General features: G+C 72.5%; 21 protein-coding genes, 1 pseudogene and 1 riboswitch. Of the genes and pseudogenes, 15 read left to right on the plus strand and 7 right to left on the minus strand.

Annotated elements, in window-relative coordinates:
• Positions 1-209: 209 nt before the first annotated feature.
• A complete protein-coding gene (locus tag ACFVXE_RS03055) occupies positions 210-1808 on the minus strand; it encodes an ABC-F family ATP-binding cassette domain-containing protein (protein WP_389668601.1) in 1599 nt (532 codons plus the stop codon).
• A 271-nt stretch (positions 1809-2079) separates the two neighbouring features.
• On the opposite strand from ACFVXE_RS03055, the gene ACFVXE_RS03060 reads away from it, so the two are divergent.
• Both ACFVXE_RS03060 and ACFVXE_RS03065 read left to right on the plus strand, forming a co-directional pair.
• Complete coding sequence (locus ACFVXE_RS03060; protein WP_389668603.1) at positions 2080-2970, plus strand: neutral zinc metallopeptidase; 891 nt, start codon at positions 2080-2082, stop codon at positions 2968-2970.
• Positions 2971-3039: 69 nt separating this feature from the next.
• Entirely contained in the window at positions 3040-3453 is a 414-nt protein-coding gene (locus ACFVXE_RS03065; protein WP_389668898.1) for a VOC family protein, read from the plus strand.
• A 64-nt stretch (positions 3454-3517) separates the two neighbouring features.
• Here ACFVXE_RS03065 and ACFVXE_RS03070 read toward each other — a convergent pair whose 3' ends face one another.
• The 3 genes from ACFVXE_RS03070 to ACFVXE_RS03080 form a co-directional block, all read right to left on the minus strand.
• Positions 3518-4828 (minus strand): hypothetical protein, encoded by a 1311-nt coding sequence (locus ACFVXE_RS03070; RefSeq protein WP_389668900.1) that lies wholly within the window; start codon positions 4826-4828, stop codon positions 3518-3520.
• A gap of 184 nt (positions 4829-5012) precedes the next feature.
• Positions 5013-6140 (minus strand): alpha/beta hydrolase, encoded by a 1128-nt coding sequence (locus ACFVXE_RS03075; RefSeq protein ID WP_389668605.1) that lies wholly within the window; start codon positions 6138-6140, stop codon positions 5013-5015.
• A gap of 78 nt (positions 6141-6218) precedes the next feature.
• Positions 6219-6932 (minus strand): class II aldolase/adducin family protein, encoded by a 714-nt coding sequence (locus tag ACFVXE_RS03080; RefSeq protein ID WP_389668607.1) that lies wholly within the window; start codon positions 6930-6932, stop codon positions 6219-6221.
• Between the two features lie 283 nt (positions 6933-7215).
• Between ACFVXE_RS03080 and ACFVXE_RS03085 the strand changes: the two genes are divergently transcribed.
• From ACFVXE_RS03085 to ACFVXE_RS03115, 7 genes are all read left to right on the plus strand, one after another.
• On the plus strand, positions 7216-8508 hold the full coding sequence (locus tag ACFVXE_RS03085) for an anion permease (protein ID WP_389668609.1): 1293 nt from the start codon (positions 7216-7218) through the stop codon (positions 8506-8508).
• Between the two features lie 12 nt (positions 8509-8520).
• On the plus strand, positions 8521-8757 hold the full coding sequence (locus ACFVXE_RS03090; RefSeq protein ID WP_389668611.1) for a hypothetical protein: 237 nt from the start codon (positions 8521-8523) through the stop codon (positions 8755-8757).
• Between the two features lie 150 nt (positions 8758-8907).
• Positions 8908-9039: riboswitch (cobalamin riboswitch) on the plus strand.
• Between the two features lie 143 nt (positions 9040-9182).
• A complete protein-coding gene (locus ACFVXE_RS03095; RefSeq protein ID WP_389668613.1) occupies positions 9183-10160 on the plus strand; it encodes a cobalamin biosynthesis protein in 978 nt (325 codons plus the stop codon).
• Positions 10157-11710, plus strand: coding sequence for a cobyric acid synthase (locus tag ACFVXE_RS03100; protein ID WP_389668615.1), 1554 nt, complete (start codon positions 10157-10159; stop codon positions 11708-11710). Before ACFVXE_RS03095 ends, ACFVXE_RS03100 begins: the two co-directional genes overlap by 4 nt.
• A 103-nt stretch (positions 11711-11813) precedes the next feature.
• The gene (locus ACFVXE_RS03105; RefSeq protein WP_389668617.1) at positions 11814-13829 is read left to right on the plus strand and encodes a putative cobaltochelatase; all 2016 of its coding nucleotides are present in this window, start codon (positions 11814-11816) and stop codon (positions 13827-13829) included.
• Entirely contained in the window at positions 13829-14437 is a 609-nt protein-coding gene (gene cobO, locus ACFVXE_RS03110) for a cob(I)yrinic acid a,c-diamide adenosyltransferase (RefSeq protein ID WP_389668619.1), read from the plus strand. The genes ACFVXE_RS03105 and cobO overlap by 1 nt, the downstream gene beginning before the upstream one ends.
• Positions 14431-15828, plus strand: a complete 1398-nt coding sequence (locus ACFVXE_RS03115) for a cobyrinate a,c-diamide synthase (protein WP_389668621.1) — start codon at positions 14431-14433, stop codon at positions 15826-15828. Before cobO ends, ACFVXE_RS03115 begins: the two co-directional genes overlap by 7 nt.
• 5 nt (positions 15829-15833) lie before the next feature.
• Here the strand turns inward: ACFVXE_RS03115 and ACFVXE_RS03120 are convergent, their stop codons facing one another.
• The gene (locus tag ACFVXE_RS03120) at positions 15834-16556 is read right to left on the minus strand and encodes a ZIP family metal transporter (RefSeq protein ID WP_389668623.1); all 723 of its coding nucleotides are present in this window, start codon (positions 16554-16556) and stop codon (positions 15834-15836) included.
• A 136-nt stretch (positions 16557-16692) separates the two neighbouring features.
• On the opposite strand from ACFVXE_RS03120, the pseudogene ACFVXE_RS03125 reads away from it, so the two are divergent.
• A pseudogene (locus ACFVXE_RS03125) lies at positions 16693-17073 on the plus strand (cobalamin biosynthesis protein); the annotation flags it as partial.
• A gap of 145 nt (positions 17074-17218) precedes the next feature.
• Positions 17219-18298, plus strand: coding sequence for an Rv2231c family pyridoxal phosphate-dependent protein CobC (cobC, locus tag ACFVXE_RS03130; RefSeq protein ID WP_389668625.1), 1080 nt, complete (start codon positions 17219-17221; stop codon positions 18296-18298).
• A gap of 96 nt (positions 18299-18394) precedes the next feature.
• Here cobC and ACFVXE_RS03135 read toward each other — a convergent pair whose 3' ends face one another.
• Positions 18395-19447 carry an SCO1860 family LAETG-anchored protein gene (locus tag ACFVXE_RS03135; protein WP_389668627.1) on the minus strand — a complete coding sequence of 351 codons (1053 nt, stop codon included), beginning with the start codon at positions 19445-19447 and terminating at the stop codon, positions 18395-18397.
• A 314-nt stretch (positions 19448-19761) separates the two neighbouring features.
• Positions 19762-20862, minus strand: coding sequence for an amidohydrolase family protein (locus tag ACFVXE_RS03140; RefSeq protein WP_389668629.1), 1101 nt, complete (start codon positions 20860-20862; stop codon positions 19762-19764).
• Between the two features lie 104 nt (positions 20863-20966).
• Between ACFVXE_RS03140 and ACFVXE_RS03145 the strand changes: the two genes are divergently transcribed.
• The 4 genes from ACFVXE_RS03145 to ACFVXE_RS03160 all read left to right on the plus strand — a co-directional run bounded on the left by ACFVXE_RS03145 (position 20967) and on the right by ACFVXE_RS03160 (position 24813).
• A complete protein-coding gene (locus ACFVXE_RS03145; RefSeq protein WP_389668631.1) occupies positions 20967-22073 on the plus strand; it encodes a pyridoxal-phosphate-dependent aminotransferase family protein in 1107 nt (368 codons plus the stop codon).
• Between the two features lie 347 nt (positions 22074-22420).
• Positions 22421-22951: a diaminobutyrate acetyltransferase gene (gene ectA, locus ACFVXE_RS03150; protein WP_389668632.1), complete on the plus strand. Its 531-nt coding sequence runs from the start codon at positions 22421-22423 to the stop codon at positions 22949-22951.
• Between the two features lie 153 nt (positions 22952-23104).
• Positions 23105-24373: a diaminobutyrate--2-oxoglutarate transaminase gene (gene ectB / locus ACFVXE_RS03155; RefSeq protein WP_389668634.1), complete on the plus strand. Its 1269-nt coding sequence runs from the start codon at positions 23105-23107 to the stop codon at positions 24371-24373.
• 41 nt (positions 24374-24414) lie between these two features.
• Positions 24415-24813: an ectoine synthase gene (locus tag ACFVXE_RS03160; protein ID WP_389668636.1), complete on the plus strand. Its 399-nt coding sequence runs from the start codon at positions 24415-24417 to the stop codon at positions 24811-24813.
• Positions 24814-24815 lie beyond the last annotated feature (2 nt).

Raw genomic sequence — 24815 nt, forward strand, 5'->3', positions numbered from 1 at the left:
GGCGGCGGTGCGGAGCGGTCCACAGTTCGAGACGAACGAGCAGGTCAGGGCCGCACGCAGGGCGCGACCCCATATGGGTGCACCTGGCAGATATCTGCCAGGTGCCGCGGAGGGGTATGAGACGTCCTCACGCAGATGATGGATCACGTGTGGGCCGAATGATCCAGTCGGAGTGGATCATTCGGCGTCGCCGCGGGCCGGACCGCGGATCAGGCCAGGGCGACGAGGTCACGGTAGTCCGCGCCCCACAGGTCCTCGACGCCGTCCGGCAGCAGGATGATCCGCTCCGGCTGGAGCGCCTCGACCGCGCCCTCGTCGTGCGTGACGAGGACGACCGCGCCCTTGTACGTGCGCAGCGCGCCGAGGATCTCCTCGCGGCTGGCCGGGTCGAGGTTGTTCGTCGGCTCGTCGAGGAGCAGCACATTGGCGGAGGAGACCACCAGGGTGGCGAGGGCGAGACGGGTCTTCTCGCCACCGGAGAGGACTCCGGCCGGCTTGTCGACGTCGTCACCGGAGAAGAGGAACGAGCCCAGCGTCTTGCGGACCTCGACGAGGTCGAGGTCCGGGGCGGCGGAGCGCATGTTCTCCAGGACCGTGCGCTCCGGGTCGAGCGTCTCGTGCTCCTGGGCGTAGTAGCCGAGCTTGAGCCCGTGGCCCTCGATGACCTCGCCGGTGTCCGGCTTCTCGGCGCCGCCGAGGAGCCGGAGCAGGGTGGTCTTGCCGGCGCCGTTGAGGCCCAGGATGACGACGCGGGAGCCCTTGTCGATGGCAAGATCCACATCGGTGAAGATTTCGAGCGAGCCGTAGGACTTGGACAGCCCCTCCGCCATCAGCGGGGTCTTCCCGCACGGGGAGGGCTCGGGGAAGCGGAGCTTGGCCACCTTGTCGGAGACGCGGACGGCCTCCAGGCCGGAGAGCAGCCGCTCGGCGCGCTTGGCCATGTTCTGCGCGGCGACGGTCTTGGTGGCCTTGGCGCGCATCTTGTCGGCCTGCGTGTTGAGGGCCGCGGCCTTCTTCTCGGCGTTCTGGCGCTCACGCTTGCGACGCTTCTCGTCCGCCTCGCGCTGCTGCTGGTAGAGCTTCCAGCCCATGTTGTAGATGTCGATCTGCGAGCGGTTGGCGTCCAGGTAGAAGACCTTGTTGACGACCGTCTCGACGAGGTCGACGTCGTGGGAGATCACGACGAAGCCGCCGCGGTAGCTCTTCAGGTAGTCGCGCAGCCAGACGATGGAGTCGGCGTCGAGGTGGTTCGTCGGCTCGTCGAGGAGCAGCGTGTCCGCGTCCGAGAAGAGGATGCGGGCCAGCTCGACACGGCGGCGCTGACCACCGGAGAGCGTATGGAGCGGCTGGCCGAGCACCCGGTCGGGCAGGCTGAGCGCGGCGGCGATGGTGGCCGCCTCGGCCTCGGCCGCGTACCCGCCCTTGGTCAGGAACTCCGTCTCCAGGCGCTCGTACTTCTTCATCGCCTTCTCACGGGTGGCGCCCTTGCCGTTCGCCATCCGCTCCTCGTTCTCCCGCATCTTGCGCAGGATCTCGTCGAGACCGCGGGCGGAGAGGATGCGGTCGCGGGCGAGGACGTCGAGGTCCCCGGTGCGCGGGTCCTGCGGGAGGTAGCCGACCTCACCGGAACGGGTGATGGTGCCGCCGGCGGGGGTGCCCTCGCCCGCCAGGCACTTGGTGAGGGTGGTCTTGCCGGCGCCGTTGCGGCCGACGAGGCCGATGCGGTCGCCCTTGGCGATGCGGAAGTTCGCGGACTCGATGAGGATGCGGGCGCCGGCGCGCAGCTCGATGCCGGTAGCGGTGATCACGGAAAAACTCCAGGGCGTTGTGGACGGCGGACGGGACGAGGGCGGAGGTGTCTCGACGCCGTCTAATGCACAAGGAGAATTGCCATAGGGGTCATTCTACTGGCGGTGTCCACCTGCTTTTCCGCGTGCTCCCGCGGCACTTGCCGTTCGCTCGCCCGGAGCCGCCGGCCGACCGCACCCAGTGACCAGAACAGGCATAGCGGTGTGAATTATCCGATACTCGGCGCAGGGCGGTGAGGCAGCCGCGGCCCGAGCGGAGAAGTGGTGGCCCATGCAGTTCGACGACGACGCCGACCTGGACACGTCCGAGGTCCAGGACCGGCGCAGCAGCCGGATCCCGGGCGGCAGAGCCACGATCGGCGGCGGCATCGCGGGCATCATCGCGCTGATCCTCGGGCTGTTCTTCGGTGTCGGCCCGGACCAGCTGGGCCTTTCGTCGGGCGGCTCCGGCACGACGGCGACCGCTTCGTCGGCGGCGCAGGTGGCGCAGAACTGCAGGACCGGCCAGGACGCGAACACCAAGGAGGACTGCCGGACCGTCGCGGTGGTCAACAGCGTGCAGGACTACTGGCGCCAGGAGTTCGCCCGCCGTGACGCGCGGTACGGGCCCGCGAAGACGGTTCTCTTCACCGACCGGGTCGGGACCGCGTGCGGTGCGGCGACCTCGGCGGTCGGGCCGTTCTACTGCCCCGGCGACCGGCAGGTCTATCTGGACCTGGGGTTCTTCGACGAGCTGCGGGACAAGTTCGGTTCGAGCGGCGGACCGTTCGCCCAGGCGTACGTCGTCGCGCACGAGTACGGCCACCATGTGCAGGACCAGATGGGCACGCTGAGCCGCGCGCAGGACGGCCGTACCGGTTCGGGCAGCAACGCGGTGAAGGTGGAGCTGCAGGCGGACTGCTACGCCGGGGTCTGGGCGCACCACGCGACGACCACGCCGGACGAGTCGACCGGGCGGCCGCTGATCACCTCCCTGACATCGGCCGACATCCGGGACGGGCTCGACGCGGCCGCGGCGGTGGGCGACGACCGGATCCAGGAGAGGTTCCAGGGGCGGGTCACGCCCGAGTCCTGGACGCACGGCTCGGCGGCGCAGCGCCAGCAGTGGTTCACCACCGGCTACCGCAGCGGCGACATGGCCGACTGCAACACCTTCCGGTGAGCCGCTCCGGCCGTCGCCGGCGGCCGGGGAACCGAGACACAGATCACAGTGGAGAGAGGGGTGAGCGCCATGGCGGGCGCACCGGCCGGAGTTCCGACGATCTACCCGACGATCCTGTACGACGACGCGAGGGCCGCGATCAGGACGCTGACCGAGGGGCTCGGCTTCACCGAGGAAGCGGTGTACGAGGGCGAGCACGGCATGGTGCTCCACGCCGAACTCTCCTGCGGCAACGGCAGGGTGATGCTGGGGTCCAAGGGCCGCGAGGGCGTCTTCGCCAAGGCCATGGCGGGCGCGGGGCCGAGCGGGGTGTACGTCGTGGTGGACGAGGTCGACGCGCACCACGCCCGGGCCGTGGAGCACGGGGTGGAGATCCTGATGCCGCCCACGGACCAGGACTACGGGGCACGCGACTACATCGCGCGGGACGGGGAGGGCAATGTGTGGAGCTTCGGGACGTACGCCCCGGGATCCGCGGACTGAGTCCGCGCCGGACGGGCACCCGGGCCGCCGGGGCGGGTGACCTGCCCCGGCGACCCTTCCGTCCCTACGCGCCGCCGGTGTGCACCTGGAAGGCCGCCCGGCGGACCGCCTTGGCCAGGGCCGGGTCCGGGTGCGCCGCCGCGAGCGCCACCAGTACCTGGACGGTGCGCGGGTGGCCGACGGCCCGGACCTCGTCGAGCAGGGCCGGGACCGTGCCCTGGACGGCCGAGTCGAGGTGGCGGACCAGCAGGGCGGTCTCACCGTGGTCGGCGACGGCCGCGGCGGTGTCCACCCAGAGCCAGGTGGCCTCCTCACGGCTGAGGATCTCCTGGACGTCCTCGGGGTCGGTCCCGTCGTACTCGGCCAGCCAGAGCAGCGCGTACGGGCGCAGCGGCGGCTCGGTGACGACGGAGCGCACCACGGGCTCGGCGGGGGCGCCGACGACCCGGAGCGCCTCGAAGGCGAGTCCCCGCAGCAGTGCGTCCTCGCCGCGGGCCACGGCGAGCAGCTCGGCGACGGCGCTGCCGACGGGACGGGCGGCGAGCCAGGCGCGGTACTCGTCACGGGCCGGTCCCGGGGTGAGCCGGGCGCAGCCGAGCAGCATGTCGGCGGCGGACTGCTCGATGTTCCCGGCCGGGCTCTGGGCGGCGACGCAGATCTGTTCGAGCTTGACCCAGACCGCCCAGTTGCCGAGCGGGGTGAGCGTGGCGTGGTCCGCTTCGAGGGTGAGCGCGCCGACGGCGGCCAGCCCTTCCAGGGCCCAGTCGAGGAGGAGTGCGACCAGGGCGGCGGGGTGCGCGGTGGGGGCGGGTTCCGCAGGTTCGGTGGGCGTCTGCGGCCCGTACGGCACCTCGCAGCGCTCCTCGTGGAGCTCGGCGACGCGCTGGCCGAGGAGGTCGAGGAGAGCGGGCACGGTGACCGGGCCCGCCGAGAGCTGAAGCAGGGAGAGCACCTGGGGCACGGCTTCGACGGCCTCGGCGACCGCGGCGGACTCGATGTGCTCGGGCGCCGGGTGGACGAGCGACCAGGCGTCGAAGAGCGCCACCCAGCCGCGGAGCACGGCGGAGTCGTCACGGTCCCAGGCGCGCAGCCGCCAGCCGGGGCGCGCGGTCTCGCCGTGCAGTTCGACGAGGCCGGCCAGGCGGGCCCGGTCCCAGCCGGAGCGCACCTGGGCCGGGGACAGTTCCAGCGCGGTCGCGGCCCGCTCGAGGGCGTGGGCCGCGAGGAGGGCGGTGCCCGGGCTCGCGCCGTCGGCGGCCCAGCGGGCGATCCGTACGGCGTCGGCGAGCGCGGCCCTGGCCTGGCGGGCGAGTTCCGAGCGGGGCGGGGTGCCCTCGGGTGGGCGAGGGGCCGGCCTGGTGCGCCGGGCGGTCACGGCCTTGCGGGCAGCGGCAAGGGGTCGCGGGCGGACAAGTCGCAGCCTGGAGTCGCGCGGGGTACGGGACGTCACGGGGAGCAGTCTTGCCTCTGACGGCCCGAAAGCCCAAACGGAACCCGAATTCGCGGGGGAACGCGCGTCGGGCGGCGCCGGTACCAACCGGCCGATCCCGCGCATCAGGTCACATCAGGGGCGTGAGGAAGCGTCGCAGGGCCTCTTCGTAACGGTCCGGATCGGCATTCCACATCGCCGCATGCGGAGCCTTCGGCACGGTGTGCAGAGCGACCAGGTCCGGGCGGCGGCCGGCGAGCTCCCGGCTCGGCCGCCAGGGGGCCAGGGTGTCGTCGGGGCCGTGGAAGATCAGCGTCGGGACGCGCAGGGTCTGCGGGAGCGAGGTGTCCAGGAGCCGCGCTCCGTGCAGCCCGGTCTGGCCCTGGGCGGCGCGCAGGGCGAGCGGGAGCAGCGGTGCCGGGACGCCGCGGGCGGTGGCCAGGGCGCGCAGGGTGGTGGCCCAGTCGAGCACCGGGGAGTCCAGGACGAGGCCGCAGATCCGGTCACGGAGCGCGGAGTTGACGGCCGCGTGCAGGGCCATCGAGGCGCCCGTGGACCAGCCGTACAGGACGACCTTCTCCGCCCCGTACCGCACGGCGAAGCGGACGGCCGCGTCCAGGTCGCGCCATTCCGACTCGCCGAGGTGGGCGAGACCGTCCGGGGAGCGCGGGGCGCCTGGGTCGCCCCGGTACGCCGGGTCGAGCACCGGCAGCCGCAGGCCGTGCAGGAATTCCATGACGTTCATGGGGTGTTCGCGGGTGGTCCCGAGGCCGTGCACGGTGATGATCCACGTGTCCCGGGGGCCGGGCAGGAACCAGGCGGGCAGGGCACCGAGCTCACCGGGGATCTCGACGTCCCGGTGGTCGAGGCCGAGGGCGCTGCGGGGATCACCGCTGTACAGCGCGGGGGTGATCCGGACCTTGGCGCCGGGTTCCAGGCTGCCGCTGTCGACGCGTTCCAGCTTGCGCACGACGGCGTCCGCGGCGTGCGGAGCCTGCTCCATCACCGGACCGACGACGGCGTGGACACCGTCGCCCACCAGCCCGTACGTCCCCGGCCGGAGCGCGGCGAAGGAACGGGTCAGCGTGACCTGTCCGGCCGCCGTGGCGTGCACGGTGAGTTTGCGGTCGGCGGGGAGCGGCTGTCCGGACGGCGTCCTGAGGGCGGCGTCGCTGGCGTACCGGCCGGCCGCGACCGCTGCCGCACCGACGCCGAGGATGGTGGTGACGGCTATCGCCGTCGCTGTTGCCGGGCGCACTGCTCCAGTGTCGGGGCGCCCGGTGCGCCCTGCCAGTGGGCGGGGCCGTCCGGTGGCCCGCCGGGCACCGCGTTCCGGTCAGCCGGGCTGTCCGTACCCCTTCAGGGCGTCCTGCACGTCGCGCAGCTGGGCCGGGGAGAGCAGCGACGGGGTCAGTCCGGGTACGGAGCTCGCGGCCAGCCAGAGCCTGCACATCCACTCGAGCTGGGCGGTGCGGTCGTAGGCCTCGTCGAGGGTGGACCCGTAGGTGACGGTCCCGTGGTTCCGGAGCAGACATCCCGTACGGCCGCGCAGGGCCTCCAGCATGTTCTCGGCCAGCTCCGGCGTCCCGTACCGGGCGTACTCCGCGGTGCGGACGGGGCCGCCGAGCATGGCGGCGGCGTAGTGGACCGGCGGCACCTCGGGGACGAGGGTGGAGACGGCCGTGGCGTGGACGGCGTGGGTGTGCACGACGGCGAGGGCGTCGGTGGTGCGGTAGACCGCCAGGTGCAGCGGGAGTTCACTGGTCGGGACGAGGTCGCCGATGACCTGGTCGCCCCGTAGGTCGACGGCGACGGTGTCGCCGGGCCCCAGCCGCTCGTAGGGCACCCCGCTCGGCGTGACCAGGACGAGGTCGCCGACGCGCGCCGACACGTTGCCCGAGGTCCCGACGACCAGGCCCTCCGCCGCGGTCCTGCGGGCGGTGGCGACGACGTCGTGCCACGCCCGTCCGACGGCGCCGTCCCCCTGGTGCGCGTGCGGTGTGCGCCGTGTGCCGCCCGGGTCCGGTGCGTCCTCGTGCCGATCGCTCATGGGGGAATCCTGTCAGCGCCGCGGGCGGGGCGGGGACCGACCGGTGACGGACATCTCTTTGCGGGCCGTTTCCGCCCACGGCCCACACGGTCACGAGGCCGGGCGAGAGGGTCGAAAACCAGCCACTACGGGCCCTGCGCCCCACTCCGGACATCTCCCGCCGGGCAAAGAAGACGACCCCACTCCGCTTGGGGACACCACAGCGCCCTGCCCAGTTCATCTTCCGTTCACTCAGATTGCCTACGGTCCACGTGCCAATGACGTCGAACGATTGCCTGGGTAAATGGAACACATCACGCTGCTACTCGCGATTGTGATCGTGACAGCTCTAGTGTTCGATTTCACGAACGGTTTCCATGACACCGCGAACGCGATGGCGACCACCATCTCGACCGGTGCCCTCAAACCCAAGACGGCGGTGGCCATGTCCGCCGCTCTCAACCTCGTCGGCGCGTTCCTGTCCGTGGAGGTCGCCAAGACGATCTCCGGCGGGATCATCAACGAGAACGGGCTGCGCACCGAAGTCATCTTCGCCGCGCTCGTCGGCGCCATCCTGTGGAATCTGCTGACCTGGCTGGTCGGCCTGCCGTCCAGCTCCTCCCACGCCCTCTTCGGTGGCCTCATCGGCGCCGCGGTGATGTCGGCGGGCTGGTCCTCGGTCGACGGCGGCACCGTCGTCACCAAGGTGCTGCTCCCCGCGATCGCCGCCCCGTTCGTCGCCGGTCTCGCCGCACTGCTGGCGACCAGGCTGACGTACCGGATCGGCGGCAAGTCCCGGAACGAAGCCCAGGAGAAGGCGACCGCCAAGGGCTACCGGGCCGGCCAGATCGCCTCGGCCGGGCTGGTCTCGCTCGCGCACGGCACCAACGACGCGCAGAAGACCATGGGCATCATCACCCTGGCCCTGGTCACCGGCGGTGTCCTCTCCCCCGGCTCGAACCCGCCGGTCTGGGTCATCTTCTCCGCCGGTCTGGCCATCGCGCTCGGCACCTATCTGGGCGGCTGGCGCATCATCCGCACCATGGGCAGCGGCCTCACCGAGCTCCGGCCGCCGCAGGGCTTCGCCGCCCAGACCAGCGCGGCGACGGTCATCCTGGCCTCCTCGCACCTCGGCTTCTCCCTCTCCACCACCCAGTCCTGCTCCGGCGCCGTGATGGGCGCCGGGCTGGGCCGCCGCGGCGGTGTGGTCCGCTGGTCCACCGCCACCCGGATGTTCGTCGCCTGGGGTCTGACCCTGCCGGCCGCCGGTCTGGTCGGCGCGGGCGCGGAGTTCCTCACCAAGCAGGGCACCTGGGGTGTCGTCGTCGTCGCCGTCCTGCTTATCGCGGGCTCCGGTGCGATCTGGCTGCTGTCGCGGCGCAAGCCGGTCGGACGCGACGATGTCGCACCCGACAGGCGGGCCGCCGAGCCGGCGGGTGTCATCACCACCGCCATCGCGGCCGTCACCCCGCCGCCGCCCGCCGGGGCCGTCGTCACGGCCGCCACGGCGGTGGACGTCACCACCGACCTCACGACCACCATCCCGGCCCAGCCCGCAACCGTCGCCGCCGACCCGGCGCGGCCCGCCACGGTGTAAGGACAGATCACCATGAAAATCGACTGGGCAGCTCTCGGCTCCGTCTTCGGTGTCTCGCTCGTCGTCACCGTCGCACTGGTGGGCCTCTTCACCCTCGGCATCGCAGGTCTCTCCAGGCAGCCGGAACCGGCTGCGCAGGGCGGCGGCGCCTCCGGAGGTTCCACGGCGCTCGTCCGCACGGGCGCGTACCTCTGCTTCGCACTGTGCGCGGCAGCGGTGGCGTACGGGATCTACCTGATCGTCGCCTGAGTCGCGTCCCGCACTCCCCGCCGGGCCGGTCACACCTCGTGTGTGGCCGGCCCGGTGTGCGTCTGCGCACACTCGCCGCCGCAGGTCAACGCCGGGTTGACGGGCGTTCGCGGAGCGTGGTGGACTGCCGGAGCCATTTACGGCGACAGCAGAGGAAGCCGGTGCGAATCCGGCGCGGTCCCGCCACTGTCACCGGGGAGCAGTCCCCCACACCGGAAGTCACGGCTCGCGCAGGCGGGCTGGAAGGCCGGGGGAACTGCGGATCCGGGAGCCAGGAGACTCTCGCCGCCGGTCACGTCGATCCAGGGCGCGGACCCTGAGTGAGGACATATCGCCATGCCCGGCTGCCCTGCGCCCGTTGTCGTGCCGCTCTCCCCGAGAGCCGGCTGCACGAAGGTCCTTCGAGGCGCGACGGCCGGCTGAGCGTGCGAGCCGACCGCGTCTTCGCGTACGGCGCCACCGCCGGTCTGATCGGCGATCTGCTGCTCGGCGATCCCCGCCGGGGTCACCCGGTCGCCGCGTTCGGGCGGGCCGCGGCGGGTGTCGAGCGGCGTCTGTGGCGCGACCACCGCGGGTGGGGCGCGCTGCACACCCTGATCTGTGCCGGCGGCGCCGCGGGCGGAGCCGCACTGGCCGCCCGCGCCGTCCGCCGACGTCCCGCCGCCGTCGCCCTGACCGCCGCCGCCACCTGGTCCGTCGTAGGCGGCACCTCGCTGGGCCGGGAGGCCCGCGCGATCGGCGCCGCGCTGGCCGCCGGTGACATCGAACGCGCCCGTGCACGCCTCCCCCACCTGTGCGGCCGCGACCCGCAGTCCCTCGACGGACCACAGATCGCCCGGGCCGTGGTGGAGTCCGTCGCCGAGAACACCTCGGACGCGGTGGTCGGCGCGCTGGTCTGGGGCGCCCTGGGCGGCGTGCCCGGACTCGTCGCCTTCCGCGCCGTCAACACCCTCGACGCGATGGTCGGGCACAAGTCGCCCCGCCATCGCCGCTACGGCTGGGCCTCGGCCCGGCTGGACGATGTGGCGGGCTGGCCCGGTGCACGGCTCACGGCCGCGCTCGCCGTGGCCGCCGGAGGGCAGCCACGGCAAGCGCTCCGGGCCTGGCGGGCCGACGCCGGCAGACATCCGAGCCCCAACGCCGGCCCGGTGGAGGCCTCGTTCGCGGGCGCGCTCGGGGTACGGCTCGGCGGGACCCTCGCGTACGGAGGGCGGGTCGAGCACCGACCGGTGCTGAACGGCGGGGCCGGCCGTGCGGTGGAGACCGCGGACATCGAACGTGCGGTGCGGCTGTCGCGCCGGGTGGGAGTGCTGGCCCTGGGCGTGTGCGCGGCGGGCCGGCTGATCGCGGGACGGCGGTCGCCCGCGGGGCGGCTTCCGGCCGCGGGACGGAGAGGGAAATGAGTGGCGGACTGCTGGTCGCGGGAACCACGTCGGACGCGGGCAAGAGCGTCGTCACGGCGGGCATCTGCCGCTGGCTGGTGCGGCAGGGTGTGAAGGTCGCACCGTTCAAGGCGCAGAACATGTCGCTGAACTCGTTCGTCACCCGCGAGGGGGCGGAGATCGGACGGGCCCAGGCGATGCAGGCGCAGGCGGCCCGGGTGGAACCGACCGCGCTGATGAACCCGGTGCTGCTCAAGCCGGGCAGCGACCGCTCCAGCCAGGTCGTCCTGATGGGCAGGCCGGTGGGCGAGATGAGCGCCCGCGGCTACCACGGAGGGCGGCAGGAATCCCTGCTCTCCACGGTCGTGGACTGCCTGGAGCAGCTCCGCTCCGCCTACGACGCGGTGATCTGCGAGGGGGCGGGCAGCCCGGCCGAGATCAACCTGCGGCGCACCGACATCGTGAACATGGGGATCGCGCGGGCCGCACGATTCCCCGTGGTCGTCGTCGGTGACATCGACCGGGGCGGTGTCTTCGCCTCCTTCTTCGGTACGACGGCGCTGCTGAGCGCGGAGGACCAGGCGCTGATCGCCGGCTACCTGGTCAACAAGTTCCGCGGCGACGTGTCGCTCCTGGAGCCGGGGCTGGACATGCTGCACGGGCTGACCGGGCGGCCGACGTACGGGGTGCTGCCGTTCGCCCACGGCCTGGGCATCGACGAGGAGGACGGGCTGCGGGTCTCGCTGCGCGGTGCCGTGCGCGAGTCGGTCGTCGCGCCGCCGCACGGTGAGGACGTGCTGCGCGTCGCGGTGTGCGCCGTCCCGCTGATGTCCAACTTCACCGATGTGGACGCGCTGGCCGCCGAACCGGGGGTCGTCGTGCGCTTCGTGGACCGGGCGGAGGAACTGGCCGACGCGGACCTGGTGATCGTGCCCGGTACACGCGGCACCGTGAAGGCGCTCGCCTGGCTGCGCGAACGGGGGCTGGCCGACGCGCTGGTGCGTCGGGCGGCGCAGGGGCTGCCGGTGCTCGGCATCTGCGGCGGGTTCCAGCTCCTCGGGGAACAGATCGACGACGAGGTGGAGTCGCGGGCGGGGCGGGTCGACGGACTCGGGCTGCTGCCGGTGCGGATCCGGTTCGACCGGGAGAAGACCCTCGCACGGCCGGTCGGGACCGCGCTCGGGGAGCCGGTGGAGGGGTACGAGATCCACCACGGGGTCGCCGATGTGCGGGGCGGCGAGCCGTTCCTGGACGGCTGCCGGGTGGGGGCGGTGTGGGGGACGCACTGGCACGGCTCGCTGGAGAGCGACGCTTTCCGGCGGCGGTTCCTGGCCGAGGTCGCGCGGGCGGCGGGGCGGCGGTTCGTGCCGGCGCCGGACACGAGTTTCGGGGCGCTGCGGGAGGAGCAGCTGGACCGGCTGGGGGACCTGATCGAGGAGCACGCGGATACCGACGCGCTGCTGCGGCTGATCGAGTCGGGGGCGCCGGCCGGGCTGCCCTTCGTGGGCCCGGGGGCGCCGGAGGTACCGGCGGCGCGTGGCGCGGGAGTTGCCGCCGGGGGTCCGGCGTGAGAGGGGCCGGCGGGACACTCGTGGCGGGCCAGGTCACGCTGTCCGCCCTTCGCCGTGACCGGGGCCCAGGTATATGGATGGACGACGTCGTCAAGGAGGCTTTGTGAGTACCCCGTACCCCTTCACCGCCATCGTCGGGCAGGACGACCTGCGGCTCGGACTGTTGCTGAACGCCGTGTCGCCGGCCGTCGGCGGCGTGCTCGTGCGCGGTGAGAAGGGAACAGCCAAGTCCACCGCCGTACGAGCGCTCGCCGCGCTCATGCCGGAGGTCGGCGTCGTCCCCGGCTGCCGGTTCTCGTGTGATCCGGCGTCGCCCGATCCGGCGTGTCCCGACGGGCCCCACGGGGCCGGGGACGGCGTGTCGCGGGCGGCGCGGACGGTGGAGCTGCCGGTGGGGGCCTCCGAGGACCGGCTCGTCGGGGCGCTCGACATCGAACGGGCACTCTCCGAAGGAGTGAAGGCCTTCGAGCCGGGACTCCTCGCCGACGCGCACCGCGGGATCCTGTACGTCGACGAGGTCAACCTGCTCCACGACCATCTGGTCGACCTGCTGCTGGACGCGGCGGCCATGGGTGCCTCGTACGTGGAGCGCGAGGGTGTCTCCGTACGGCATGCCGCCCGGTTCCTGCTGGTCGGAACGATGAACCCCGAAGAGGGCGAACTGCGACCGCAGTTGCTCGACCGGTTCGGGCTGACCGTCGAGGTCGCGGCGTCGCGCGAGACCGATCAGCGGGTCGAGGTGGTGCGGCGGCGGCTCGCGTACGACGACGACCCGGCCGGCTTCGCCGCCCGGTGGGCCGAGGAGGAAGGAGCGTTGCGCGAACGGATCGCCGCCGCGCGGTCGCTGCTCCCCCAAGTGGCGCTCGGCGACCGCGCGTTGCGGCAGATCGCCGCCACCTGCGCGGCGTTCGAGGTCGACGGGATGCGCGCCGACATCGTGATGGCCCGCACCGCGACCGCGCTGGCCGCGTGGGCGGGGCGTACCGACGTACTCGCCGACGACGTCCGGCAGGCCGCCCTCCTCGCGCTCCCCCACCGGCGTCGCCGCAACCCCTTCGACGCGCCCGGCCTCGACGAGGACAAGCTCGACGACACCCTGGAGCAGAACAGCGGCCGGGGGGACGGCGAGGAGGACGATCCGGATCCGGACGGCCCCGGCGGGGGCGGCCGGCCGCCTCGGGAGGACGGCCCCGACACGCCGCCGGAGTCCGGGGGCGAGGACGAGGACACGCCCGGGCTGCCTCCGCAGGGGCGGCCCGCCGGCAGCGGCGAGCAGCAGCCCGTACGCGCCGCCGAGCCGTTCCGGACCAAGATGCTGAGCGTGCCGGGGCTCGGCGAGGGAGCGGCGGGGCGGCGGTCCCGGGCACGTACCGAACACGGTCGTACGACCGGGGCGCGGCGCCCCGAGGGGGCACTGACCAAACTGCATCTGGCCGCGACCGTGCAGGCGGCCGCCCCGCACCAGCGGGCGCGCGGGCGGTCGGGCCGGGGGCTCGTGGTGCGGCGTGACGATCTGCGGCAGGCGACCCGGGAGGGACGCGAGGGGAATCTCGTGCTCTTCGTCGTGGACGGATCCGGGTCGATGGCCGCCCGGCAGCGGATGGGCGCCGTGAAGGGCGCGGTGCTGTCGCTGCTGCTCGACGCGTACCAGCGGCGGGACAAGGTCGGTCTGATCACCTTCCGGGGCAAGGGGGCCGAGGTGGCGTTGCCGCCGACCTCCTCCGTGGACGCGGCCGCCGCACGGCTGGAGACGCTCCCGACCGGCGGGCGTACGCCCCTTGCGGCCGGGCTGCTGAAGGCCCATGACGTGCTGCGGGTGGAGCGGCTGCGCGATCCGTCGCGGCGGCCGCTGCTGGTCGTGGTGACCGACGGACGGGCGACCGGCGGTCCGGAGCCGGTGGCCCTGGCGGCGCGGGCCGCGCGGCTGCTCGAGGCCGAGGGCACGGCGTCCGTCGTCGTGGACTGCGAGTCGGGGGTCGTGCGGCTCGGACTGGCCGGCCGCCTGGCGCACGACCTCGGCGGCACCGCCGTCACGCTCGACGAGCTGCGCGCGGACTCGATCGCCGGGCTCGTCAGGGATGTTCAGGGAACCAACGGAGTCAACAGGAAGGCCGCTTGATGCCACAGGGACAGCCGACCACCGTGCCGGACGACGGACTGACGACGCGTCAGCGACGTAATCGCCCGCTGCTCTTCGTCCATACCGGCATCGGCAAGGGCAAGTCGACGGCCGCGTTCGGCCTCGCGCTGCGCGCCTGGAACCAGGGCTGGCCGATCGGGGTGTTCCAGTTCGTCAAGTCGGCGAAGTGGAAGGTCGGCGAGGAGAACGCGCTGAAGGTCCTCGGCGCGAGCGGCGAGGGCGGCACGGTCGCCTGGCACAAGATGGGCGAGGGCTGGTCGTGGGTCCAGCGCGGACTGCACGGCGACAACGCGGACAACGAGGCGAAGGCCCGGGAGGGCTGGGAGCAGGTCAAGCGCGATCTGGCCGCCGAGACGTACCGGCTTTACGTCCTCGACGAGTTCGCGTACCCGATGCACTGGGGCTGGATCGACACCGACGAGGTGGTCGAGGTGATGCGCGGCCGGCCGGGCACACAGCATGTGGTGATCACCGGGCGCAACGCCCCGGAGAAGCTCGTCGCGGCCGCCGATCTGGTGACCGACATGTCCAAGGTGAAGCACCCGATGGACGCCGGCCAGAAGGGCCAGAGAGGCATCGAGTGGTGACGGTTCCGCGACTGGTGATTGCCGCGCCGGCCTCCGGCAGCGGCAAGACCACGGTGGCGACAGGTCTGATGGCGGCCTTCGCGGAGCGCGGTCTCGCCGTCTCGCCGCACAAGGTCGGGCCCGACTACATCGACCCCGGCTACCACGCGCTGGCCACCGGGCGGGCGGGGCGCAACCTCGACGCGTACATGTGCGGGCCGGATCTGATCGCTCCGCTGTTCGCCCATGGCGCGCGCGGATGCGACCTCGCCGTGGTCGAGGGCGTGATGGGGCTGTACGACGGGGCGTCCGGGCAGGGCGAGCTGGCGTCGACCGCCCATGTGGCGAAACTGCTGCGGGCGCCGGTGGTGCTGGTCGTCGACGCTTCGTCGCAGTCGCGGTCGGTGGCGGCACTGGTGCACGGCTTCGCCTCGTGGGATCCGCAGGTACGGATCAGCGGGGTGATCCTCAACAAGGTCGGCTCGGACCGGCACGAGATGCTGCTCCGGGAGGCGTTGGAGGAGTCCGGCGTGCCGGTGATGGGCGTGCTGCGCCGCGCCGAGCAGGTGGCCACACCTGCGCGCCATCTCGGGCTGGTGCCGGTGGCCGAACGCCGCGGTGACGCGGTGGCCGCCGTGGCGGCGATGGCCGCGCAGGTGCGGGACGGCTGCGATCTGGACGGGTTGATGGCGCTGGCGCGGACGGCGCCCGGGATGCCGGCCGCGTCGGAGGTCTGGGATCCGTCGCAGGCCGTGCGGGGCGCGGCCGTGGGCGGGGACGCCTCCGGCGGGTCCGCTCCCCTGCCCGGACCGCGTCCGGTCGTCGCCGTGGCCGGTGGGCCGGCGTTCACGTTCTCCTACACGGAGCACAGCGAACTTCTCGCCGCTGCCGGGGCCGACGTCGTGACGTTCGATCCGCTGCGGGACGAGAGGCTGCCCGAGGGCGCCCGCGGGCTCGTCATCGGTGGCGGGTTCCCGGAGGTGTACGCGCCCGAGCTGTCGGCGAACGAACCGCTCCGCCGGGCCGTTGCCGCTCTCGCGGCCGCCGGGGCACCCGTCGCCGCGGAGTGCGCCGGACTGCTGTACCTGTCGCGTTCGCTCGACGGGCTGCCGATGTGCGGGGTGCTGGAGGCCGAGGGCCGGATGTCGAAGCGGCTGACACTCGGCTACCGGGAGGCCGTGGCGATCACCGACAGTCCGCTGGCGGCGGTCGGCACCCGGCTGCGCGGGCACGAGTTCCACCGCACGGTGCTGCAGCCGGGCGCCGGCGCCACCCCCGCTTGGGGCATGCATCTGCCGGAGCGGCGTGTGGAGGGCTTCGTACAGCAGGGCGTCCACGCCAGCTATCTGCATACGCACTGGGCCTCGGCACCCGGCATCGCCCGGCGGTTCGTCGAACGGGCCGCGGTGTGACGGCGTCAGTCCGCGATGCCCACCACCAGCCAGATGAACCCGACCCCCGCCACGGTGCACAGCAGCGTGGAGCGGGCCGGGTGTTCGTGGTGTGCCTCGGGAAGGATCTCGGCGGCGGCGAGGTACAGCAGTGCCCCGCCGAAGAAACCGAGATAGCCGCCGAGGAGTTCCTCCGGAAGGGTGAACACCAGCGTCGTCGCCGCTCCGGCGACCGGTGCCAGGGCGTCCGAGAAGAGCATCGCCAACGCCTTGCGGCGCGCGTTCCCGTACAGGCTGGTGATCGTGTACGTGTTGAAGCCGTCCGCGAAGTCGTGCGTGATGACGGCGAGCGCCACGGCGGTGCCCATGGCACCGCCGACCTGGAACGCCGCGCCGAGCGCCACCCCGTCCATCAGGCTGTGGCCGACCATCGCCGCCGCCGCCGTCAGACCGACCTGCGGCACCCGCTCCTCGCCCGCACCGTGTGCCGCCTGGCGTACGGCAAGCAGACGCTCCACCAGGTGGGCGACGAGGAAGCCGCCGACGAACAGCAGCAGCGCCGCCGGGACGCCGAAGACCTTCCCGCCCGCGGCTTCGATCGCCTCCGGCAGCAGGTCGAGGCCGACGACGCCGAGCATCAGCCCGCCCGCGAAGCCGAGCACCAGATGGCGACGGTCGGTGACGCGCTGGGCGACCCAGCCACCCGCCAGGGTCATCAGGAACGCGCCGAGCGCGACAAGCACCGCCATGGGGTCTTGCTAGCCGATTGACCCCGGTCCCCGCATCTCAGCCCCGGCCGACCTGTCCCTCGTCTCCTCCTCCCGTGCTCCCGTGCTCCCGTGCTCCCGTGCTCACGTGCTCCCGTGCTCCGAAAGGTTCTGTCCTGTGGCTGTGCTGGTGGTCGGGGTCGGGGCGGGCCGGGGCGTGCCGGCCGAGGAGGTGCTGGAGCTCGTCTCGTCCGTGCTGCGCGAGGCGGGGCTCTCACCACGTGGTGTCGTGGAGTTGGCGACGCTCGACGCGCGGGCCGAGGAGCCGGGGATCGTGGCGGCGGCGGCTCGGCTGGGCGTTCCGGTGCGTGGGTACCGCCCGGAGGAGTTGGCCGCGGTCGCCGTACCGAATCCGTCCGGTGCCGCGCTCGCCGCGGTCGGCACGGCGTCGGTGGCGGAGGCCGCGGCTCTCTTCCACGCCGACGAACTGCTCGTACCGAAGCGGAAGTCGAGCCCCGCGGGGCGGCCGGGGAAGGTGACGTGCGCGGTGGCACGGCGGGCGTCGCACACGCATCGCGATCCGACCGTTGCGTCGAGTGCGGTGCCGGGCACATAGTCGTCCTGCCGTAGCTCCACCTCGTGCCTACGAACTGATGTGTACCGACTCGTGTGTACGAACCCACCCCCACACCCCCCTGGAAGTCATGCACACTCCCACTGAGAGTTCCGATGTCAACAGCGCGGACGGGCACGATCTGCGGCACCACGGTGACGTGGAGGTCCGCGGCGCGAATCTGACCGATCTCGCCGTCAACGTACGCACCGATACGCCGCCGGCCTGGCTGAGGGAGCGAATAGCCGCGTCCCTCTCCACACTTGCCGCCTACCCGGACGGGGACAGGGCGCGGGCAGCGGTCGCGCGACGCCACGGACTTCCGGCGGAGCGGGTGCTGCTGACCGCGGGGGCCGCGGAGGCGTTCGTGCTGATCGCACGGGCGCTGCCGGCCCGGCGGCCGGTCGTCGTGCATCCGCAGTTCACCGAGCCCGAGGCGGCGCTGCGCGCGGCCGGGCACGAGGTGGAGCGGGTGCTGCTGCGGGCCGACGACGGTTTCCGGCTGGATCCGGCGGCCGTACCCGAGGAGGCGGATCTGGTGGTGGTCGGCAATCCGACCAACCCGACGTCTGTCCTGCATCCGGCGGCCGCACTGGAGAAACTGGCGCGCCCCGGGCGGACCCTGGTGGTCGACGAGGCGTTCATGGACGCGGTGCCCGGCGAGACCGAGGCGCTCGGCGGGCGTACGGACGTCCCCGGCCTCGTCGTGCTGCGCAGCCTCACCAAGACCTGGGGGCTGGCGGGGCTGCGGATCGGTTACGTGCTGGCCGCCCCGGAGACCGTTGCCACGCTCCAGGAGGCGCAGCCGCTGTGGCCGGTCTCCTCCCCGGCGCTGGCCGCCGCGGAGGCGTGCATGGGTCCGCGAGCGCTTGCGGAGGCGGCTGCCGCGGCGGAGCGGATCGCGGTGGACCGGGCGCATCTGATCGCGGGACTCATGGAGTTCGCGGAGGTCCGGGTGGCGGATCCGGCCGAGGGCCCGTTCGTGCTCGTGCGGCTGGAGCGGGCCGCGGAGGTGCGGGAGCGGCTGCGGGCCCTGGGGTTCGCGGCGCGGCGCGGTGACACGTTTCCGGGACTCGGCCCGCAGTGGCTTCGGCTGGCCGTGCGCGACCGGGTGACGACCAACCGTTTTCTGCAGGCGCTCGACCAGGCGCTGGTGCTCGTCGGCCGGTGACGGCTGCCGCCCCGTCCAGACTTCTGTCCGGGCGGGGCGACTCCGTCCCCTCCCCCCGCCGGCACCGGGCCCGGTGCCGGCTCGGGACCGGTCTGATCAGTCCTGGGCGCGCCTGCGGGCCACGACCATGGCGCCGCCGCCCAGCGCCAGCAGGAACGCCGCTCCGCCCGCGACGTAAGGCGTCGCGGAACTGCTGCCGGTCTCCGCCAGGCTGGTGTCGACAGCCGCCGGGGCGTGCCCGGTCCCGGTCTGGGTCTTCACATCGCCGCCGCTGTCACCACCGGTGCTGCTGCCACCCGTGCTGCTGCCACCGGTGCTGCCGTCACCGCCCGTGCCGCTGCCACCGCCGGTGCTCCCGTCGCCGCCCGTGCCGGATCCACCCTCGCTGTCACCACCGGTGCTGCCGGCCGGCTTCGTGGGCTTGGAGTGGGGCCCGTCGGCCTTCGGGGTCCGGCAGGTCGCCTCGGCGAGCGTGACCTCGCCCTGGACGTCCGCGACATTGAGCTTGAGCGGGTTGACCGACACCTTCAGCTGCAGCGCGACGGCCGCGGCCGTACGGGACGTGGTCCGCGTCTTCGACAGGTCCAGGGTCACCTCGCCGACACCCGGGACGTGGACCCGGGTGGTGCCGCCGGCCGACAGCGTGATCCGTCGGCCGAGCACGCGCACATGCCCCAGCACATTCGATTCGGCGACCGGCCTGCGGCCCACCACGCAGACCGCCTCGGAAGAGACCTTCTCGACCTCGATCAGCGAGAGCAGCGGCAGCCCGGGCACGTGCAGGCGGGCATTGACCAGATTGCTGTGGCCCTCCGCCCGGCGCTTGCCGACGGTCGCGTCCGCCGTGGCCACATCGGCACGCAACACGCTGACCTGCCGCCCGCGGTCCACGCCGTCCAGCCGCACGCTGAGCGCGGTCTCATCGGCGCTGGCCGGTGCCTGCACCTCGTTGAGCGTGGCCTTGAGCGGCACATCGACCGTCTTGTTCAGGAGTGAGACGTCGAGTGCGGTACGGAGCACGACCGCGCTCGCCTTCCCGCCACCGGAGGCCGTGGTGGCCCCGTGGGCGTACGCCGGGGAGGCGACCAGCAGGGCGACAGGAGCAGCGGCGGCCACCAGGGCGGCCAGGCGGAAGGTGTTGCTGTTCAAGATGGTGGAACCCCCACATGAGACATGGAGCCGCCGGCGCCGTCCAATGGGGGACATCGCGGGCACCGGCGGCCTCGACTCCGTGAATCTTTACGCACAGAGGGTGAACTGGCGGACACCCAAGGCGAGTTCACTCCAAAGGGGGGTTTCCGTGCCTGTATTCGATTATCTCGGCACGCGCGTTCCTGTACGTCACCCGTTCCGCCGAGCGTGTGCGACAAGTCGGCCGATCACGCCCGAGCGTGCGCCGAGGTGCTTCAACGAGCACGGGCGGGGTTCGGTCACCGGCGGTCAACCCGGCGCCGCGACGGGCGTCAGCCGATCACGCGGCCGTTCAGCACCACATGGCGTGGCGCCGCGAGCACGCGCACGTCCGCCCGCGGGTCCTCGTCGTACACCACCAGGTCCGCCGGGGCGCCCTCCTCCAGCCCGGGCCGCCCGAGCCAGGCCCGCGCACCCCAGGCCGTGGCGGAGAGCGCATCGCGGGCCGGGATGCCCGCGGTGACCAGCTCGGTGACCTCCGACGCCACCAGCCCATGGGCGAGCGAACCGCCCGCGTCCGTGCCCACGAAGACCGGCACACCGGCGTCGTACGCCGCGCGCACCGTGTCGTAACGGCGGGCGTGGAGCCGCCGCATATGCGCCGACCAGCGCGGGAACTTGGCCTCGCCGCCCGCCGCGAGGTCGGGGAAGGTCGCGATGTTGACCAGCGTCGGGACGATCGCGACGCCCCGCTCGACGAAGAGCGGAATGGTGTCCTCGGTCAGGCCGGTCGCATGCTCGATGCAGTCGATCCCGGCCTCGACCAGATCGGTCAGGGCGGCCTCGGCGAAACAGTGCGCGGTGACCCGGGCGCCGAGCCGGTGCGCCTCGGCGATGGCGGCCTCGACCTCGCCGCGCGGCCAGCAGGCGGTCAGGTCGCCGGCCTCCCGGTCGATCCAGTCGCCCACCAGCTTCACCCAGCCGTCGCCGCGCCGCGCCTCCTGTGCCACAAGGGCGACCAGGTCGCCGGGCTCGATCTCATGGGCGTAGTTCCGGATGTACCTGCGGGTCCTGGCGATGTGGCGGCCCGCCCTGATGATCTTCGGGAGGTCCTGGCGGTCGTCGATCCACCGGGTGTCGGAGGGCGATCCGGCGTCCCGGACGAGCAGGGTGCCGGCCTCCCGGTCGGTGAGGGCCTGCTTCTCGCTGGTCGCCGCGTCGACCGGGCCGTGGCGGTCGAGCCCCACATGGCAGTGGGCGTCGACGAGCCCCGGCAGCACCCAGCCGCTCACGGTCACCGCGGCGTCCGCACCCGGCGGCCGCTCGAACGAGATCCGCCCGCCGACGGCCCACAGTTCGTCCCTGACCTCGTCGGGACCGACGAGCACCCGCCCCTTCACGTGCAGCGGCGGCTGCGGCTTGTGATCACTCATGGGCAGCACTGTACGAGGCCGCCCGCAGGGCCCTGGGTACTCTCGACGCAAGCGCTGTTCGTCCACCGAACCGCAGACCGATCCGATCCGAAGAGAGCACCACCGTGACGCACCCCTTCCTCGACCTCGCACCGCTCACCGCCGCGCACTTCGCAGCCATCGAGCGGCGGGTGGCCGGTCTCCTCGCCACCGAGCAGGACGTCGTCATCATGCAGGGCGAGGCGCTGCTGCCCCTCGAAGGCTGCATCCGGGGCGGTGCCCGGCCCGGTTCGACCGCGCTGAACGTGGTCACGGGGCCGTACGGGCAGACCTTCGGGAACTGGCTGCGGGACTGCGGTGCCAATGTCATCGACCTGGCGGTGCCGTTCCACACGGCGGTCACCGCCGACCAGGTCGCGCAGGCGCTCGCCACGCACCCGGAGATCGACTTCGTCTCGCTGGTCCACGCGGAGGCGGCGACCGGCAACACCAACCCGGTCGCGGAGATCGGCGAGGTGGTCCGGGCGCACGGGGCGCTCTTCATGCTGGACGCCGTCGCATCGGTGGGCGCCGAGCCCCTGCTGCCGGACGTGTGGGGCGTGGACCTGTGCGTGATCGGCGCGCAGAAGGCGATGGGCGGCCCCGCGGGGGTGTCCGCGGTATCGGTGAGCGGGCGCGCCTGGGAGCGGATCGCCGCGAACCCCGAGGCCCCGCGCCACTCGTACCTCTCCCTCCTGGACTGGAAGGAGCGCTGGATCGACGGCGGCCGCAAGGCTCTGCTGCACGCCCCCGCCCAGTTGGAGATGCTGGCGCTGGAAGCCTGTCTGGAGCGGATCGAGACCGAGGGGCTGGAGACGCTGACGGCCCGGCACGCGGCGGCCGCCGCGGCGACGCGGGCGGGCGCGCTGGCGCTCGGCGGCGGTCTGGCGCCGTACGTGCACGAGGCGAAGGACGCGGCGCCGGTCGCCACAACGCTGCGCTCCCCGGCGGGAGTCGACGCCGCCGGGCTGGTCGCCAAGGCGCTCGCGGCCGACCCCTCGCTGCCGCTGATCGCGGGCGGCGGGGCGCTGTCCAAGGAAATGATCCGGGTCAATCACTACGGCGTGGACGCGACGCGGGGAGCGGTGCAGTCCTCGCTCGCGGCACTCGGGGCGGCGCTGGCCGAAGAGGGCCGGCAGGTCGACCTCGAAGCTGCCCGCAAGGCCGTCACGGAAACCTGGCCGAGCGAATAAATTCGACCTGGTCCGCGGAAACACAATCCGGCCCCAGGTAATCCGTAAATGCGGGGAGCTGCTTCATGGAAATCAGCTCCCCGCATTCTTCTGCCCGCTTTCCCAGGCGTTAAACGCCCGGATTCCCATTGTTCCGAGTCGCGCAATCCGGTCACGTGACGCCCGGGTCGATCCTTGTGATCGACTCCACACCGCTGGTCGATTTGCCGGTTAAATGTAGGACAGACCGATAGAAATCCCTCTCGATTCACGCCGGGGCGCGCGCCCGCGTGATAACACGGAGGAGCGCTCCACCCAACCCCTTGGCTCGATGCAATTTCAGAATTTGCTGGGTAAATTCAATTCGCATGACCGCCGCACCAGCAGACTTTGCACGTGCCCGAAGCGAATTCCTCACGATCGATACTCCGCGAGTGGAGGACGGAGCCGTGATCTGGCGCATCGCCCGCGACTCCGAGGTCCTGGACCTCAACTCCTCCTACAGCTACCTGTTGTGGTGCCGTGACTTCGCGGCCACCTCCGTGGTCGCCCGCGACGAGACCGGCGCACCGGTCGCCTTCGTGACGGGCTACATCCGCCCCGACCGCCCCGAGACGCTCGTCGTCTGGCAGGTGGCCGTCGGCCACGCGCACCGCGGGACCGGGCTGGCCGCCGAGCTGCTGGACTCGCTGACCGCGCGGGTCGCCGCGGAGCAGGGACTGGCCTGGGTCGAGACGACCGTCACCCCGGACAACACCGCGTCGGACCGGCTCTTCACCTCGTACGCGCTCCGCCAGGACGTCGCCATGGAGCGCGAGGTGCTCTTCGACGGCGGGCTCTTCCCCGAGGGGACGCACCTGCCGGAAGTGCTGTACCGCATAGGCCCGTTCCACTCCTGACGTCCGGCGCTGACGTCCGGCGCTGACGTCCCCGCCCGGCTTCCGTTCCGAAGGCCCGCGTACGAGCCCGGCGCCACCCGGCCGTTCCCCGCGACGACCGGTCCACCGCTTCACCGCCACCCCCGCACACCCCCCTCAAGCAGGAGATCCCCTGTGACCATCACCCCGCCCGCCCTGAGTGTCTTCGAGACCCTGGAGTCCGAGGTACGGAGCTACTGCCGCGGCTGGCCCGCAGTGTTCGACCGCTCGCAGGGCTCCCGGCTGACCGACGAGGACGGTCACTCGTACCTCGACTTCTTCGCCGGTGCAGGGTCTCTCAACTACGGCCACAACAACCCGGTGCTGAAACGCGCGCTGATCGACTACATCGAGCGCGACGGCATCACCCACGGCCTGGACATGGCCACCACCGCGAAACGCGCCTTCCTGGAGTCCTTCCAGAACGTGGTGCTGCGCCCGCGGGACCTCCCGTACAAGGTGATGTTCCCCGGCCCGACCGGCACCAACGCGGTCGAGGCCGCGCTGAAGCTGGCCCGCAAGGTGAAGGGGCGCGAGTCCGTCGTCTCCTTCACCAACGCCTTCCACGGCATGTCGCTGGGCTCGCTCGCCGTCACCGGCAACGCCTTCAAGCGCGCCGGGGCCGGCATCCCGCTGGTGCACGGCACCCCGATGCCCTTCGACAACTACCTCGACGGCAGGGTCCCGGACTTCCTCTGGTTCGAGCGGCTCCTGGAGGACCAGGGCTCCGGGCTCAACCAACCGGCCGCCGTGATCGTCGAGACGGTGCAGGGCGAGGGCGGCATCAACGTCGCACGGCCCGAGTGGCTGCGGGCGCTGGCCGATCTGTGCCGCCGCCGCGACATGCTGCTGATCGTCGACGACATCCAGATGGGCTGCGGCCGCACCGGTGCGTTCTTCTCCTTCGAGGAGGCCGGTATCACCCCGGACATCGTCACCCTGTCGAAGTCCATCAGCGGCTACGGGCTGCCCATGTCGCTCTGCCTGTTCAAGCCGGAGCTGGACGTGTGGAGCCCGGGCGAGCACAACGGCACCTTCCGCGGCAACAACCCCGCCTTCGTGACCGCCGCCGCCGCGCTCGACGCGTACTGGGCGGACGGCCAGATGGAGAAGCAGACGCTGGCCCGCGGCGAGCAGGTCGAACAGGCCCTCCTGGCGATCTGCGACGAACACGCCCGGCTCGGCGCACAGTTCCGCGGTCGCGGACTGGTCTGGGGCCTGGAGTTCGCCGACGCCTCACGCGCCGCCGCGGTCTGCGCCCGCGCCTTCGAACTGGGTCTGCTGCTGGAGACGTCCGGCCCGCAGAGCGAGGTCGTGAAGCTGCTGCCGCCCCTGACCATCACCCCGGAAGAGCTGGACGAGGGCCTGCGCACGCTGGCCCGCTGCGTTCGCGAGACCGCCTGAAACGTCCGGCACAGCAACAAGGAAGAGAAGGGCAGAACACCGTGATCGTCCGATCGTTCAGTGACATCGAGAACACCGACCGGCATGTGAAGGCCGCCTCCGGCACCTGGGAGAGCAAGCGCATCGTGCTCGCCAAGGAGGGGGTGGGCTTCTCACTCCACGAGACCGTGCTGTACGCGGGCACGAAGACGTCCATGTGGTACGCGAACCACATCGAGGCCGTGCTCTGCACCGAGGGCGAGGCAGAGCTGACCGACGACGACACCGGCGAGACGCACTGGATAGCCCCGGGCACGATGTATCTGCTGAACGGGCACGAGCACCACACCCTGCGCCCCAAGACCGACTTCCGCTGCGTCTGCGTCTTCAACCCTCCCGTCACCGGACGGGAGGACCACGACGAGAACGGTGTCTACCCGCTGCTGACCGAGGAGGGCTGAAC

Origin of the sequence: Streptomyces sp. NPDC058231 (assembly GCF_042882275.1) — a bacterium.
In the GTDB taxonomy this organism is placed as follows: domain Bacteria; phylum Actinomycetota; class Actinomycetes; order Streptomycetales; family Streptomycetaceae; genus Streptomyces.

Bases quoted from the DNA above. Each gene is read 5' to 3' on its own strand.
- ACFVXE_RS03060 (WP_389668603.1), top strand. From the start codon at position 2,080: ATGCAGTTCGACGACGACGCCGACCTGGACACGTCCGAGGTCCAGGAC.
- ACFVXE_RS03065 (WP_389668898.1), top strand. From the start codon at position 3,040: ATGGCGGGCGCACCGGCCGGAGTTCCGACGATCTACCCGACGATCCTG.
- ACFVXE_RS03080 (WP_389668607.1), bottom strand. From the start codon at position 6,932: ATGAGCGATCGGCACGAGGACGCACCGGACCCGGGCGGCACACGGCGC.
- ACFVXE_RS03085 (WP_389668609.1), top strand. From the start codon at position 7,216: ATGGAACACATCACGCTGCTACTCGCGATTGTGATCGTGACAGCTCTA.
- ACFVXE_RS03090 (WP_389668611.1), top strand. From the start codon at position 8,521: ATGAAAATCGACTGGGCAGCTCTCGGCTCCGTCTTCGGTGTCTCGCTC.
- ACFVXE_RS03100 (WP_389668615.1), top strand. From the start codon at position 10,157: ATGAGTGGCGGACTGCTGGTCGCGGGAACCACGTCGGACGCGGGCAAG.
- cobO (WP_389668619.1), top strand. From the start codon at position 13,829: ATGCCACAGGGACAGCCGACCACCGTGCCGGACGACGGACTGACGACG.
- ACFVXE_RS03120 (WP_389668623.1), bottom strand. From the start codon at position 16,556: ATGGCGGTGCTTGTCGCGCTCGGCGCGTTCCTGATGACCCTGGCGGGT.
- cobC (WP_389668625.1), top strand. From the start codon at position 17,219: ATGCACACTCCCACTGAGAGTTCCGATGTCAACAGCGCGGACGGGCAC.
- ACFVXE_RS03140 (WP_389668629.1), bottom strand. From the start codon at position 20,862: ATGAGTGATCACAAGCCGCAGCCGCCGCTGCACGTGAAGGGGCGGGTG.
- ectA (WP_389668632.1), top strand. From the start codon at position 22,421: ATGACCGCCGCACCAGCAGACTTTGCACGTGCCCGAAGCGAATTCCTC.